Consider the following 15,022-nt stretch of genomic DNA (forward strand, 5'->3'; position numbering starts at 1 on the left):
CCGGCGGAAACGGAAACGATACCGTCAAAGGCGGAAACGGAAACGACACCGTCCTCGTTCAGGCCCGCGCCGACGACCACAGCGATGACGACAACAGCGTCACCGACGACGGCGACGACACATACGAAGGCGGCGCGGGAACCGATACGCTGGATGCCAGTGCCACCACCGAGACCATCGTCGTCGACCTCGAACAAGGAACGGCGACAGGCGAGGAGATCGGCTCCGACACCGTCGACAGTATCGAGACGGTGATCGCCGGCTCCGGTGACGACCAGCTTGCGGGCGACGCCGCCTGCAACACATTGATCGGCAATGACGGCGACGATGTCATCGATGGCCGCGCCGGTGACGACACGCTCACAGGTGGCCAGGGCGACGATGTCGTCTCCGGTGGAGCTGGCGATGACACCATCGTCGTCGAGGCTCCTGTCTGCGCGCCGGGTGAGACGACTGATGGCAACGATACCTATCGCGGTGACTCAGGAAACGACGCGCTCGATGCCAGTGCGACGACCGAGAGCATCGTCGTCGACCTCGAAGAGGGAACGGCCACGGGCGAGGAGATCGGCTCCGACACGCTCGACAGCATCGAGACCGTGATCGCCGGTTCCGGCGACGACGAGCTTTCGGGTGACGCGGCGAACAACACACTTGTTGGCAATGACGGCAACGATGCCATCGCTGGCCGCGACGGCGACGATACGCTGGCCGGCGGCCAGGGCGACGATGTCGTCTCCGGTGGAGGCGGCGATGACACCATCGTCGTCGAGGCTCCGGTCTGCGCGCCTGGTGAGACGAGCGACGGCAACGATACCTACAATGGCGGCACCGGCTTCGACACGCTCGATGCCAGCGCTACCACCGAGAGCATCGTCGTCGATCTCGAGCAGGGAACGGCCACGGGTGAGGAGATCGGTTCGGACACGCTTCAACGGATCGAAGCCGTTATCGGCGGCTCCGGCGACGATCAGCTTTCGGGCGATGCCGAAGGAAACACCCTCTTTGGCAATGATGGCAACGATGTCATCGATGGCCGCGCCGGCAACGACACGCTGGCCGGTGGCCAAGGGAACGATACCGTCTCTGGCGACCAGGGCAACGACACGGTTATCGTCGTCGTGGCCGAAGGTGCCGGCAATGACGGCAATGACAGCTATTCGGGTGGGGACGGCATCGATACGCTCGACATGTCGGCGCTGGTGCAGGCCGTGCTTGCCGATATCGAGGCCGGCATCGCCGAAGGCGAGGAGATCGGTTCGGACCTGATCGAAGGCTTCGACGTCATTGTCGGTGGCGACGGTGGCGACCGCCTGTCGGGTGGGGCCGGCAACAATATCCTGTCGGGCGGCGAGGGCAACGACGTGCTGCGCGGCCGCGGCGGCGACGATGTTCTCGTCGGGGGTGGCGGCAGTGATAAGTTGGAGGGTAACACCGGCAACGACACCTTCCTCGTGGTGATCGCGCCGGATGCAAGCGGCGACGACGGCAACGACCTGATCGACGGCAACGAGGCGGACGATACCTACGACGCCTCGGCAGCGATGCAGGCCGTGGTGATCGACCTCGACCGTGGTACGGCTGAGGGTGTGGAGATCGGCTCGGACCTGTTGACCTCGATCGAAGGCGCTGTCGGCGGCAAGGGTGACGACGTGCTCGTCGCCGGCAATGCCGTCAACTTCCTCGCCGGCGGCGATGGCGCCGACATCTTCGTCTTCCGCACGACCGCGTCGCTGGCCAATGACGGCAGCGGCCGCGACGAGATCCGCGACTTTGAGGTCGGCGACCGCGTCGACCTGTCGAAGATCGCCGAAGCCATCGGCGGGCTCGTCTTCGGCGGACTGCTGGAGGATGGGCAAGCACGCGAGGTGCACCAGATCACCTTCTATCACGAGACCTTCGGCGACGGCGAGCGCACGGTCGTTCGCGCCGTCGTCGACCTCGAACGCGATGAGGATCTGCAGTTCCTGATCGCCGGCCGCCACGAGCTCACCGAACAGGACTTTATCCTGGCCGCAACCGAAAACCCGGCGGACCAGTCGAGAGACACCGTCTGAACAACCACAGAACCCAGTCGTCACGCGTTATCGGGAGAAGAAGACCATGAAGACCACGGACAAGAGCACGACAGAGGCGGCCGACACGATCGCTCTGCCGGCTGAGAAACCGCAGTTCGGCATCACCTCGCGCATCGCAGTGTCGGCGATCTTTGCCGCAACGCTGGTGTTCGGCGTCGGCGGCTGGGCCGCCCAGGCGAAGCTGTCGGGCGCCGTCATCACCCAGGGCCAGGTCGCCGTCTCCCAGCAGGTCAAGCTGATCCAGCACCGCGACGGCGGCATCGTCTCGGCCATCCCCGTCAAGAACGGCACCCATGTCAGGAAGGGCGACGTGCTGCTGCAGCTCGACGAGACCCAGACCCGGGTCGAGCTGTCGATCGTGCGCGGCCAGCTGCAGCAGTTCTACGCCATGCGCGCCCGGCTGACGGCCGAACGCGACGGCGACGCCACCGTCTCCTTCGGCGAGCTCGATATTCCAGAGGTGCTCAAAGCCAGCGAAGTGAAGCTGTTCGAGGCCAATCGCCGGATGATCACCAGCCAGGAAGAGCAGATGCGGCTGCAGATCGGCCAGTTCGAGGAGCAGATCCGTGGCCTCAAGGCCCAGACCGGTTCCAGCGACAAGGAGAAGGAGATCGTCGAGAAGGAGATCACCAAGCTCGATACGCTTCTGAAGAGCGGCCTGGTGCCGGTCTCCGAGCATCGCGACCTGTTGCGCCAGATGGCCCGCATCGACGGCTCCAAGGGGGAACTGCTTGCCCGCATCGCCGAGGCGCTCGGCCAGATCAGCGAGCTGCGCATCAAGCTGATGTCGATCGACCAGAACAACCGCAAGGAAACGCAAGGCCAGATCGTCGGGCTTGAGGCCAAGATCGCCGAACTGACCGAACGGGCGGTGGCCGCAAAGGACCGGCTGTCGCGCATGGAAGTGCGCGCCCCCGTCGACGGGCTCGTCTACGACCTGCAGGTCCACACCATCGGCGGCATCATCGCGCCCGGAGCCACCGCCATGTCGATCGTGCCCGAGGGCGAGGACCTGACGGTGGAGATCCGCATTCCGCCTGTCGACATCGACCGCATCGCGCCCGGCCAGAAGAGCCGCATGCGCTTTACCGTCTTCAACCAGCGAACGACCCCCGAACTCGACGGCCGCATCGACGTCATCGCTGCCGCCACCACGCTCGACCGCAACACCGGACAGCCGTTCTATCTCGCAACCGTCGAGATCACCGAACCGCTCGACAAGCTCGGTGGCCGCAAGCTCATGCCCGGTATGCCCGTCGAAGTCTTCGTCCAGACCGACGAGAGAACCGCGATCTCGTACCTCACCAAACCATTCACAGACCAGATGCTCAGGGCATTCCGCGAGGAGTGAAGGAAGGGCGTCGATCGGAAGCAGGGATGAAGTTGATAAGCCGGCTTCATCCCTGTGCCTTGACGTGAGGACGTCGTTGGTCTGGAGGAGAGCCGACGGCGCCTTGTGCTTCAGGCGCCCTTGCGGATCAGGAAGCGGTGACCGCCCTCAGCGGCGCAAGCCGCCTCGAGGCTATGGCCATCCTCCCGGCAGAAATGCGGGATATCGATCACGGCCATCGGATCGGTCGTCTCGATCTCGAGCAGTGCACCTGCGGCCATGGAGGCGATGCGCTTGCGGGCCTTCAAAACGGGAAGGGGGCACTTAAGCCCCCTGAGGTCGTAGACCGTCTTTCCTTCGTCAGGCATCAATTGCCCCAGATCTTCCAGAACGGCCGCTTTTTCGGCGGTTGTTCCACCGCAATGGGTGCTTCGGTCGTTGGCGCGACGGTGGCTTCGGCATTTGCCGCGGCCACGGCGGTCACTTCAGGCTGTGCCTCTTGCGGGGCTTCGACTGAGTGGGTCTGTTTTGCCGCTGCACCGGCCGGCTGCACCTGCGGCTGGACGGCTGCCTGCAGTTCGGGGGGCGGCTGTGTGAGCTGCGCCTGTTCTGCCGGTTCGCCCTTAGAGAACAGGCTCCAGAAGGATTTCTTTGCCGGCTGCTCGACGGCTGCCTGCAATACCGGCTGGGGGATCGGGTTGGCGGCGGGAACCGGCACGTGTGTGCCGCCCTTGGTTGCTTTTTCGAGCTCCTTTTTCTGGATCTCGACAGCCACCTTGGTTTCTTCGGCTTCCTTCTGTTCGGCCAGCTTCTTTTCGAGGTCGCTTGCCTTCATCAGCTTGCCGGCGTCGATCGAGTTGCCGGTCGGTGCGTAGGCAAGCTCGCGGCCGGCGCGCTGCTTGGCGACGATCGCCTTGCGCTCGGCCTCGCTCGGCTCATACCAGACCATGCCGTCATACTTCTTCATGGCCTTGTCGTAGTCGAGCTTGTAGCCCTTCTCGAACGTCGACATTGCCATCTGCAGCGCGGGCGGGGTGGACATCGCCGGGCACGTGCCGCCTGGATTGAACGCGCCGCTGCCCTGCTGGTTGAAGACGTATTTCTTCTCGCAGACATTGATCTCCGGCGGACGCTTGGTGACTTCGAACTGATCGTAGCCGACCTTCAGCATGTTCCAGAATTCGATGTTGGGATTGTTGCGGTGACGCGCCATGTTCTCGGCGGTCATTCGGAAGGGGAATGCCTGGAGCTGGACGCTCTGCTGCCCGCCCTTGAAGGCGTCGCGCGCCATCGCGAAGATCTCGATCATCTGCTCGTCGGTCATCGAGTAGCAGCCGGACGACGAACAGGCACCGTGGATCATCAGATGCGTACCCTGACGGCCATTGGCACGGTCATAGGTGTTGGGGTAACCGGTGTTGATCGCCAGATAGTATTTCGAATTGGGGTTCAGCTGTTGCGGGAACAGCGGATAGAAGCCTTCCGGGGCCTGACGATCGCCTTCCTTCACCTTCGGGCCGAGCTTGCCCGACCAGGCACAGATCTTGTAGCTCTTCAGGAGCTGGAAGCGGTTGGACGTATTGGCCTTCCAGACCTCGAGCGTGCCTTCTTCCTTAAAGATGCGCAGCGCGATCGGGGATGTCTTTTGCATCCCGAGCTCGCTCATCTTGGCGGCCATCTTGCTGGAAAGCTGGTATTCGGTCTTGTTCTTGACGGTCGAAAGATCGACCGTCGCCGTATCCAGGGCATCATTGGTGCAGCCGGCAAGCGCAGCGGCAACAGCGGCGGTGGCTACAAGGTTTCTCAAGCGCATCAGCGAAAGCCCGTTCAAACCAAAACTCGTCAGTGCGAGCCGCGTCCGACGGGGAGGGCTCTTAGGGAATCAGTAAGCCATTATACTTCACGAATTCTTAACCTTGCAGGGCGCCCTGCACACACCGTTGTTCATGACGCCACGAATATGGCCAAGATTTGGCCATAGCCCGCTTTGTGGTTGCGAATTCTCTAGCGAACAATCGCCCGGAATCAGAGGTTCCGGCCGATATTGAGGTACTTTTGTCGGCGATCGGTGCGCAATTCGTCGCCATTGCGTCCGGACAGTTCCTTCAGTGCATCGGCAATCACCGTTCCGGTGCGGGCGATGACCGATTGCGGATCGCGGTGCGCGCCGCCGACAGGCTCGGGAATGATGCCGTCGATCACGCCCAGTGCCTTCAGATCTTCAGAGGTGATCTTCATGTTGCTGGCGGCTTCCTTGGCGCGGGTCGAATCGCGCCAGAGGATCGAGGCGGCACCTTCCGGCGAGATGACGCTGTAAATGGCATGCTCCAGCATGTAGACGCGGTTGCCGGTGGCGATCGCAATCGCGCCGCCCGAGCCGCCTTCGCCGATGACGACGGTGACGATCGGTACGCGCACGTTCAGGCACATTTCCGTCGAGCGGGCGATGGCTTCCGCCTGGCCGCGTTCTTCCGCGCCGACGCCGGGATAGGCACCGGCGGTATCGATCAGAGTGATCAGCGGCAGGCCGAAGCGGTCGGCCATTTCCATGATGCGGATCGCCTTGCGGTAGCCTTCAGGACGCGGGCTGCCGAAATTGTGCTTGATGCGCGACTTGGTGTCGCTGCCCTTTTCCTGGCCGAGGACGGCGACCGGCATGCCGCGAAAGCGCGCAAGACCGGCCTGGATGGCCTCGTCGTTGCCATAGTTGCGGTCGCCGGCAAGCGGTGTGAACTCGGTGAAGAGTTCAGCCGAATAATCCAGGAAATGCGGGCGCGAGGGGTGGCGGGCGACCTGGGTTTTCTGCCACGGCGTCAGCTTCGAATATATCTCGGCCATCGCATCGCGGACCCGTGTCTCGAGCCGTTCGACCTCATCCGAAGTGTTCACACTCTCGTCTTCGCCGGCGAGCTTCTTCAGTTCGAGAATCTTGCCTTCGAGGTCGGAGATTGGTTTTTCGAAATCGAGATAGTTGTGCATGAGATGCGTTTCCGATCGTTTTGCGACAAGGATCTGCCGGCCGAAACCAGCCTGCCCGGCGGTCCTAATCCTGTTTTTTCGCCTGTTTGGCAAGAGGGTGATGGTTTTGCACGAGGTCGTGCAGCCGTTCTTCCAGAACATGTGTATAGATTTGTGTCGTGGAAATGTCCGAGTGACCCAACAGTTCCTGCACGGCGCGAAGGTCGGCGCCGTTGGCAAGGAGGTGGCTGGCGAAGGCATGACGCAGCACGTGCGGCGAGATCGTCGCGACCCGGATGCCGGCGCGTGCGGCCAGCGATTTCAGGTCGCGGGCAAAGACCTGGCGGGGCAGGAAGCCCGCTTTGGCCGATGAGGGGAACAACCAGGGGCTTTCGCGCTCACCCTTGTCCGCTTTCGCAAACTCTTCTGCCAGAGCCGAACCGTAAACACGCATTGCGCGGATCGCTGCCTGCGACAGGGGCACCAGCCGCTCCTTGTTGCCCTTGCCGCGGATGACGAGAAAGCGTCCGTCCTGGGCAAGCACGCTTGCAGGCAGCGACACCAATTCGCTGACGCGCATGCCGGTGGCGTAGAGAAGTTCCATCAAGGCATGCATGCGCAGCCTGGAAAGCCGCTCCGGTCCGCCGGGCGCCGCCTCGGCCTCGCTCTCTGCCTGACCGATCAGGCGCGACACGTCGTCGATGCTCAGCGTCTTCGGCAGGCTTCTGCCTTTCTTGGGTGCATCGAGAATGCCTGTCGGGTCGTCGCCTCGCAGGCCTTCGGCATAGAGGAATTTGTAGAATTGTCGGAGCGCTGACAGCCGGCGGGCCTGTGAAGAGGGCTTGAAACCCTGGCCGGCGAGATGGGCGAGATAGTGCCGGAGATCGTCGGTCAGCGCACCCGTCAGGCCCATTCCTCGGCCGCGCATGTGGGACAACGCGTCTTCCAGGTCGCGCTCGTAGGATTGCAGCGTGTTGACGGCGGCGCCGCGTTCGGCGCTCATCATTTCGAGGAAGGCCTCGACATGTGCCGCGGAAAGATCGCTCATTGTGTCTTGTTCACCCGCTCTGAGGGGATCTTCACGGTCACATTCCGCTCGACCGGCTCGACGAAGGTGACGAGAGCGATCATCGTGCCGTAGACCAGCCCGGCGATGACGCCGCAGAAGAACAGGAACCGGAAGAGGGTGGGCATTTCAGTCTCCTCTGTATGGGTCCTTAAGCCGGAGCGAATCCAGGTATAAAATCATGCAGCCGTTGAATGTGCTAAGGCAGCCTTTTGCGCGTCTGGATGGACGCGTGGCCCGTTGGCGGATGCCCAATCTATATGAACGCCCCTTTCGCCAAGTTCAAGAAGCTTGCACGGAGGGCCGCGACGGCTTGACGCTCCACCCCGATTTGTCGATACCGGAAGGGAATGGGGAACAAGAAGTCCAATGAACGACGTGATCGAACCGGTTTCCGCGACGCTTGCCGAACGGGCGAAGCTTGCGCTCGGTAAACGCAATCTCGTTTTCATCGGCCTGATGGGCGCCGGAAAATCGGCGATCGGTCGGCTTACGGCGCAGGCACTCGGCATACCCTTCGTCGATTCCGACCACGAGATCGAGCGCGTCTCACGCATGACGATCAGCGATCTCTTTGCCCGTTATGGCGAGGACGAGTTCAGGGCGCTGGAAACGCGCGTTCTGAAACGCCTGCTGCGCACCGGTCCCCGCGTCGTTTCGACCGGCGGTGGCGCCTATATCAACGAGCGATCGCGGCGCCAGATCAAGCGCGGCGGCCTGACGATCTGGCTCAATGCGGAGCTGGACGTGCTGTGGGAACGGGTCAACAAGCGCGACACGCGTCCGCTCTTGAAGACCGAAAACCCCAAGCAGACGCTCGAAAACCTGATGCGCGCCCGCTACCCGATCTATGCCGAAGCCGATCTGACGGTGATGTCGCGCGATGTGAACAAGGAGACGATGGTGGAGGACGTTCTCACCGCCGTCATAGATTTCCGGAAAGTCCCCAACGATGAATAACCATGTGATGCCTGCCGCCGAGCGCAAGGTGCGTGTCGATCTCGGCGATCGTTCCTATGACATCCTGATCGGCCCGGGGCTGATCGCCGCTGCCGGCAACGAGATCGCGTCGCGCCTCAAGGGGCGCAAGGTCGCCGTCATCACCGACGAAAATGTCGGTCCGCGCTATCTCGAACCGCTGATGGCAAGCCTCAAGCAGAGAGATATCGAGGCCGTGTCGCTGGTGCTGCCGGCCGGTGAAAAGACCAAGAGTTTCGAGCATCTCATTCCCGCGTGCGAAGCGATCCTCGGCGCGCGGATCGAGCGCAACGACGCGGTGATCGCGCTTGGTGGCGGCGTCATCGGCGACCTGACCGGCTTTGCGGCCGGCATCGTGCGTCGCGGTTCGCGCTTCATCCAGATCCCGACTTCGCTTCTGGCACAGGTAGATTCCTCGGTCGGCGGCAAGACGGGCATCAATTCGCCGCACGGGAAGAACCTGATCGGTGTCTTCCATCAGCCGGATCTGGTGCTCGCCGACACGGATGTGCTCGACACGCTGAGTGAGCGCGAGTTCCGCGCCGGTTATGCCGAAGTCGCGAAATACGGGTTGATCGACAAGCCGGACTTCTTCGCCTGGCTGGAAAAAAACTGGCAGGCGGTGTTTTCCGGTGGTGCGGCTCGCATCGAGGCGATTGCCGTCAGCTGCCAGGCCAAGGCCGATGTCGTGGCGGCGGACGAGCGCGAAAACGGCCTGCGTGCGCTGCTCAATCTCGGTCACACCTTCGGCCACGCACTGGAAGCGGCCACCGAATACGACAGCGCCCGCCTGGTGCATGGCGAGGGCGTGGCGATCGGCATGGTGCTGGCGCATCAGTTTTCGACGCGCATGAACCTTGCGAGCGCCGACGATGCGACCCGTGTGGAAGCGCACTTGCGCGCCGTCGGCTTGCCGACGCGCATGGACGAAATCCCGGGCAGCCTGCCGCCGGCTGAAAAGCTGATGGATGCGATTGCCCAGGACAAGAAGGTCAAGGGCGGAAAGCTGACATTCATCCTGACCCGCGGCATCGGCCAGTCCTTCGTCGCCGACGACGTGCCGGCCTCCGAGGTCCTGAACTTCCTGAGGGAAAAGCACCCGCAATGACCGGTGAAGCATTCCTGGCTTTTCTTGGCGAATACTGGCTGTCGATTGCCGCGGTCTTCTGCCTGCTATTGTTTTCAGCGTTTTTCTCGGGTTCCGAAACGGCGCTGACCGCGGCATCGCGCTCGCGCATGCATTCGCTGGAGAACAACGGCGACGAACGGGCCGGCATCGTCAACCGCCTGATCGAACGCCGCGACAGGCTGATCGGCGCGCTCTTGATCGGCAACAACCTCGTCAACATTCTGGCTTCGTCCCTGACGACGAGCCTGTTGATCGGGCTGTTCGGCAATTCGGGCGTGGCGATTGCTACGGTCGTCATGACGATCCTGTTGGTGATCTTTTCCGAAGTACTGCCCAAGAGCTGGGCGATCGCGTCGCCGGACCGGTTCGCGCTCGCCGTGGCTGCGCCTGTGCGGTTGTTCGTTGCCGTGGCCGGACCGCTGTCGAGCCTTGTCAACGGTATCGTGCGCCGCATCCTTTCGCTCTTCGGCGTCAGTTTTGCCTCCGACATGTCGATGCTTTCGGCGCATGACGAGTTGCGCGGCGCGGTCGACCTGCTGCACCGCGAGGGGTCGGTGATCAAGGCCGATAGGGATCGTCTTGGCGGCGTGCTCGATCTCGGCGAACTCGAAATCTCCGACATCATGATCCACCGCACCAACATGCGGGCGATCAACGCCGATGACCCGCCCGAGATCTGCGTGCGCGAGATCCTGCAAAGCCCGTTCACCCGCCTGCCGCTGTGGCGCGGTGCCGCCGACAACATCATCGGGGTGGTGCATTCCAAGGATCTTCTGCGCGCGCTTGCCGAGCCGGATGTCGAGCCGGAAAACCTGGATATCGTCAAGATCGCCCAGAAACCCTGGTTCGTTCCCGATACGACCAATCTCAAGGATCAGCTCAACGCTTTCCTGCGGCGCAAGCTGCACCTTGCCATCGTCGTCGACGAATACGGTCAGGTGCAGGGGCTGGTGACGCTCGAGGACATTCTGGAAGAGATCGTCGGCGATATCGCAGACGAGCACGACCTCGATATCCAGGGTGTTCGCCAGGAGGCGGACGGGTCGATCGTGGTCGACGGCTCCGTGCCGATCCGCGATCTCAACCGCGCTCTAGACTGGTCGCTGCCGGACGAAGAGGCGACGACGGTTGCGGGTCTGGTGATCCACGAATCGAAAAGCATTCCGGAAGAACGCCAGGCCTTCACCTTCCACGGCAAGCGCTTCATCGTGATGAAGCGGGTTAAGAACCGGATCACGAAACTGAGGATCCGCCCGGCAGAAGACCAGACGCCTGTCGGCTGATGGTTACCAGCGCGTCGGCTCGCCGGGTGCTGCAGGCTCCACTGCCAGTGCGTGCAGGCCGGCATCGAGTTCGGGTTTCAGGATGTCGTTGATGGCGCGGTGGCGCGCCACCCGGCTCATGCCGGCAAAGGCGTCGGCCACGATGCGCACACGCATGTGGGTTTCGCCGCCGCCGTCAAAATCCGGTTGATGGCCCGCATGCAGGTGGCTTTCGTTGATGACATCAAGTCGTTCGGGCTGGAACGCTTCGGTCAGTTTCCGTTCGATCGTATCCCTGAGCGACATTCTTCCGTCCCATTTCCTTGGTTGCTGGATGCCCTTGTGCTGGTCGGGTCCGGCGATGCTGCCTTGGCGGCGCAAAAGGCCCGCACAAAGCCAGTAACATTCCGCTTTGTCAATTCTTGTTGTGGCCTCGGCCAACCCCCATAATGAGCGCCATGAGACTCGATTCAAAATACTTCGATCGCATTCGGACACGGCGCAAAGTCGAGCCGCGCGCTGAACCGTCCGCCCCCACCTGTCAGTGGGACGGCTGCGACAAGAAGGGCGTTCATCGCGCACCCGTCGGCCGCAACGCCGAGGGGCAGTACTTCATGTTCTGCTTCGAGCATGTGAAGGAATACAACAAGGGCTACAACTTTTTCTCCGGCCTCTCCGACAGCGAAGTCGCCCGCTACCAGAAGGAAGCGATAACGGGACATCGCCCGACCTGGACCGTCGGCGTCAACAAGAACGCCAAGAATGGTCCTACGCAATCGCAGACCCGTTCGGGCTCCGCCGGGGCGCAGGCACGCATGCGCGATCCCTTCGGCTTCGTCAGCGAGGCAAAGGCGCGCGCCGGCCGACCCGAGCCGCGCCAGCGCAAGCTGAAGACTCTCGAGGCCAAGGCCTACGAGACGCTCGGCCTCAGCGCTTCGGCTACCGCCAGCGATATCAAGGCGGCGTACAAGGAACTGGTCAAGAAGCATCACCCTGATGCCAATGGCGGAGACAGGGGATCGGAGGAGCGTTTTCGTGCAGTAATTCAGGCCTACCAATTGTTAAAACAGGCTGGTTTCTGCTAACAACGCGGATTATTACAGAAGCACTTTTGCAGGCGAATGCGCGGGTGCCGCCGGTGGCCGCTCTGGAGACATGATGAGCAAGATTGACCTCGACATTTCCAACCTCCCCGACACGACCGTCTCGGTTCGGGAGGTTTTTGGCATTGATACGGATTTGCGCGTTCCCGCCTATTCCAAGGCCGACGCCTACGTGCCGGACCTTGACCCTGACTACCTCTTCGACCGCGAAACCACGCTCGCCATTCTCGCAGGCTTTGCCCACAACCGACGCGTGATGGTCTCGGGCTATCACGGTACCGGTAAATCCACCCACATCGAGCAGGTCGCAGCGCGCCTCAACTGGCCGTGCGTGCGCGTCAACCTCGACAGCCATGTCAGCCGTATCGACCTTGTCGGCAAGGATGCGATCGTCGTCAAGGACGGCATGCAGGTCACCGAGTTCAAGGACGGCATTCTGCCCTGGGCCTACCAGCACAACGTCGCGCTCGTCTTCGACGAGTACGACGCAGGCCGTCCAGACGTGATGTTCGTCATCCAGCGCGTGCTGGAATCCTCCGGCCGCCTGACGCTGCTCGACCAGAGCCGCGTCATTCGCCCGCACCCGGCCTTCCGCCTGTTTGCGACCGCCAACACGGTCGGCCTCGGCGACACCACCGGCCTCTACCACGGCACGCAGCAGATCAACCAGGCGCAGATGGACCGCTGGTCGATCGTCACGACGCTCAACTACCTGCCGCATGACAAGGAAGTCGACATCGTCGCTGCCAAGGTCAAGGGCTTTACCGCCGACAAGGGCCGCGAAACCGTCTCCAAGATGGTGCGCGTAGCGGATCTTACCCGTGCCGCCTTCATCAACGGCGACCTGTCGACGGTGATGAGCCCGCGTACGGTCATCACCTGGGCCGAGAACGCCTATATCTTCGGTGACATCGCCTTTGCCTTCCGCGTAACCTTCCTCAACAAGTGCGACGAGCTGGAGCGGGCGCTGGTCGCCGAGCACTACCAGCGCGCTTTCGGCGTCGAGCTCAAGGAGAGTGCCGCCAACATCGTGCTTGAAGCCACCGCCTGATCCATGGGTCGCCTCTCCCCAGGGAAGGCGACCTGTGACTTTGTGGCAAATTCGATGATATCCCGCCGGGGTATCATCGCCTCTGGCTGAAGAAGGAACTGTCGTGAGCTCGAACTCCAAGGCAAAGCCGACCACGCGTGAAAATGCCGCCGAACCGTTCAAGCGGGCGCTTTCCGGCTGCATCCGATCGATTGCTGGCGATGCCGAGGTGGAGGTGGCCTTCGCCAACGAGCGGCCGGGCATCACCGGCGAGCGCATCCGCCTGCCGGAAATCTCAAAGCGGCCGACGCGACAGGAACTCGCTGTGACGCGTGGGCTTGGCGACAGCATGGCGCTGCGCAAGGCCTGTCATGATGCGCGCATCCACGCGACGATGTCGCCGCAGGGTGCCGACGCGCGGGTGATCTTCGACGCCGTCGAGCAGGCGCGTGTCGAGGCGATCGGCTCGCTGCGCATGGAAGGCGTTGCCAAGAACCTGAGCTCGATGCTCGAAGAAAAATATTCCAAGGCCAATTTCGGCGCGATCAGCAAGCAGGCCGACGCGCCGCTCGGCGAGGCGGTAGCACTTCTGGTGCGCGAAAAGCTGACCGGCGAGAGGCCTCCGGCATCCGCCGGCAAGGTGCTCGATCTCTGGCGCGACTTCATCGAGGAAAAGGCTGCCGGCGACATCAAGAACCTGTCGTCGACGGTCAACGACCAGCAGGCCTTCGCCCGCGTCGTGCGTGACATGCTGACGTCGATGGATGTTGCCGAGAAATACGGCGACGACGACATCGAGCCGGACGAGCAGGAGAGCGAGACCGACGAAGATCAGCCGCGTAGCCAGGAGCAGGACGAAAACGCCAGCGACGAGGAAGCCGGCGACGATGCGGCGCCTGCTGACGAAAACCAGGCTGCCGAAGAGCAGATGGAAGAAGGCGAGATGGACGGCGCGGAGATTTCCGACGACGACCTGCAGGACGAGGGCGACGAGGACAGCGAGACGCCCGGCGAGGTCAAGCGTCCGAACCAACCCTTTGCCGACTTCAACGAAAAGGTCGACTACACCGTCTTCACCCGCGAGTTCGACGAGACGATCGCTTCCGAAGAGCTGTGCGACGAGGCGGAACTCGACCGCCTGCGCGCTTTCCTCGACAAGCAACTCTCGCACCTTCAGGGAGCGGTCGGGCGGCTGGCGAACCGGCTGCAGCGCCGCCTGATGGCACAGCAGAACCGCTCGTGGGAGTTCGACCTGGAAGAGGGCTATCTCGACAGCGCGCGCCTGCAGCGCATCGTCATCGACCCGATGCAGCCGCTGTCGTTCAAGCGCGAGAAGGATACCAATTTCCGCGATACGGTCGTGACCCTCCTGATCGACAATTCCGGCTCAATGCGCGGCCGGCCGATCACGGTCGCTGCGACCTGTGCCGACATCCTCGCGCGCACGCTTGAGCGTTGCGGCGTCAAGGTCGAGATCCTCGGCTTTACCACCAAGGCGTGGAAGGGTGGGCAATCGCGCGAGAAGTGGCTGGCTGGCGGCAAGCCGCAGTCGCCGGGCCGCCTCAACGACCTGCGCCACATCATCTACAAGTCGGCCGATGCGCCGTGGCGGCGGGCGCGCCGCAATCTCGGGCTGATGATGCGCGAGGGCCTTCTCAAGGAGAACATCGACGGCGAGGCGCTGATCTGGGCGCATGAGCGTCTGATGGCGCGGCGCGAACAGCGCCGCATCCTGATGATGATTTCGGATGGTGCGCCGGTCGACGACTCGACCCTGTCGGTCAACCCGGGCAACTATCTCGAACGGCACCTGCGTGCCGTGATCGAGCAGATCGAGACGCGCTCGCCTGTCGAGCTTCTGGCAATCGGCATCGGTCACGACGTGACGCGCTACTATCGGCGCGCCGTGACGATCGTCGATGCGGACGAACTGGCCGGTGCGATGACCGAGCAGCTTGCCGATTTGTTCGAAGACGAAAGCATGCGCCGCCGTCCCGGACGCACGCGCCGCGCAGGATAAGCTTTCGCGAAACCGGGGCGGCCTTTCGTCGCCCTGTTCATCCTCAGAGCGGCGTCACGCCCGCCGTT

At 62.7% G+C, this 15,022-nt stretch carries 14 protein-coding genes; 8 read left to right on the forward strand and 6 right to left on the reverse strand.

Features of this window, described 5'->3' with window-relative positions; genetic code table 11:
* Both HT585_RS29830 and HT585_RS29835 read left to right on the forward strand, forming a co-directional pair.
* A partial coding sequence (locus HT585_RS29830) for a calcium-binding protein (protein WP_176356415.1) occupies positions 1-2,057 on the forward strand: 2,057 nt, incomplete at its 5' end.
* A gap of 46 nt (positions 2,058-2,103) precedes the next feature.
* A complete protein-coding gene (locus HT585_RS29835; RefSeq protein WP_176356416.1) occupies positions 2,104-3,429 on the forward strand; it encodes an HlyD family type I secretion periplasmic adaptor subunit in 1,326 nt (441 codons plus the stop codon).
* A 110-nt stretch (positions 3,430-3,539) separates the two neighbouring features.
* Here HT585_RS29835 and HT585_RS29840 read toward each other — a convergent pair whose 3' ends face one another.
* The 5 genes from HT585_RS29840 to HT585_RS29860 form a co-directional block, all read right to left on the reverse strand.
* Positions 3,540-3,776, reverse strand: a complete 237-nt coding sequence (locus HT585_RS29840; protein ID WP_176354139.1) for a sulfurtransferase TusA family protein — start codon at positions 3,774-3,776, stop codon at positions 3,540-3,542.
* Positions 3,776-5,221, reverse strand: coding sequence for a L,D-transpeptidase family protein (locus tag HT585_RS29845; RefSeq protein ID WP_176356417.1), 1,446 nt, complete (start codon positions 5,219-5,221; stop codon positions 3,776-3,778). The genes HT585_RS29840 and HT585_RS29845 overlap by 1 nt, the downstream gene beginning before the upstream one ends.
* 212 nt (positions 5,222-5,433) lie before the next feature.
* Positions 5,434-6,387, reverse strand: a complete 954-nt coding sequence (locus HT585_RS29850; protein WP_173423532.1) for an acetyl-CoA carboxylase carboxyltransferase subunit alpha — start codon at positions 6,385-6,387, stop codon at positions 5,434-5,436.
* Between the two features lie 64 nt (positions 6,388-6,451).
* Positions 6,452-7,414, reverse strand: a complete 963-nt coding sequence (locus tag HT585_RS29855; protein WP_176356418.1) for a site-specific tyrosine recombinase XerD — start codon at positions 7,412-7,414, stop codon at positions 6,452-6,454.
* The gene (locus HT585_RS29860) at positions 7,411-7,560 is read right to left on the reverse strand and encodes a hypothetical protein (RefSeq protein WP_139353876.1); all 150 of its coding nucleotides are present in this window, start codon (positions 7,558-7,560) and stop codon (positions 7,411-7,413) included. Before HT585_RS29860 ends, HT585_RS29855 begins: the two co-directional genes overlap by 4 nt.
* A gap of 241 nt (positions 7,561-7,801) precedes the next feature.
* On the opposite strand from HT585_RS29860, the gene HT585_RS29865 reads away from it, so the two are divergent.
* Genes HT585_RS29865 through HT585_RS29875 form a run of 3 tightly spaced genes read left to right on the forward strand, consistent with a single transcriptional unit; the run spans position 7,802 to position 10,822 of the window.
* On the forward strand, positions 7,802-8,392 hold the full coding sequence (locus HT585_RS29865; RefSeq protein ID WP_173423530.1) for a shikimate kinase: 591 nt from the start codon (positions 7,802-7,804) through the stop codon (positions 8,390-8,392).
* Positions 8,385-9,518, forward strand: a complete 1,134-nt coding sequence (gene aroB / locus HT585_RS29870) for a 3-dehydroquinate synthase (protein ID WP_176356419.1) — start codon at positions 8,385-8,387, stop codon at positions 9,516-9,518. The genes HT585_RS29865 and aroB overlap by 8 nt, the downstream gene beginning before the upstream one ends.
* On the forward strand, positions 9,515-10,822 hold the full coding sequence (locus tag HT585_RS29875) for an HlyC/CorC family transporter (protein WP_176356420.1): 1,308 nt from the start codon (positions 9,515-9,517) through the stop codon (positions 10,820-10,822). The genes aroB and HT585_RS29875 overlap by 4 nt, the downstream gene beginning before the upstream one ends.
* 3 nt (positions 10,823-10,825) lie before the next feature.
* Here the strand turns inward: HT585_RS29875 and HT585_RS29880 are convergent, their stop codons facing one another.
* The gene (locus HT585_RS29880) at positions 10,826-11,107 is read right to left on the reverse strand and encodes a BolA family protein (RefSeq protein WP_176356421.1); all 282 of its coding nucleotides are present in this window, start codon (positions 11,105-11,107) and stop codon (positions 10,826-10,828) included.
* Positions 11,108-11,250: 143 nt separating this feature from the next.
* On the opposite strand from HT585_RS29880, the gene HT585_RS29885 reads away from it, so the two are divergent.
* The 3 genes from HT585_RS29885 to cobT all read left to right on the forward strand — a co-directional run bounded on the left by HT585_RS29885 (position 11,251) and on the right by cobT (position 14,954).
* Positions 11,251-11,886, forward strand: a complete 636-nt coding sequence (locus tag HT585_RS29885; protein ID WP_176356422.1) for a J domain-containing protein — start codon at positions 11,251-11,253, stop codon at positions 11,884-11,886.
* A gap of 73 nt (positions 11,887-11,959) precedes the next feature.
* Positions 11,960-12,955 carry a cobaltochelatase subunit CobS gene (gene cobS / locus HT585_RS29890; RefSeq protein WP_077501023.1) on the forward strand — a complete coding sequence of 332 codons (996 nt, stop codon included), beginning with the start codon at positions 11,960-11,962 and terminating at the stop codon, positions 12,953-12,955.
* A gap of 103 nt (positions 12,956-13,058) precedes the next feature.
* The gene (gene cobT / locus HT585_RS29895) at positions 13,059-14,954 is read left to right on the forward strand and encodes a cobaltochelatase subunit CobT (protein ID WP_176356423.1); all 1,896 of its coding nucleotides are present in this window, start codon (positions 13,059-13,061) and stop codon (positions 14,952-14,954) included.
* Positions 14,955-15,022 lie beyond the last annotated feature (68 nt).

The sequence above is a fragment of the Ensifer oleiphilus genome (assembly GCF_013371465.1).
Classification (GTDB): domain Bacteria; phylum Pseudomonadota; class Alphaproteobacteria; order Rhizobiales; family Rhizobiaceae; genus Ensifer; species Ensifer oleiphilus.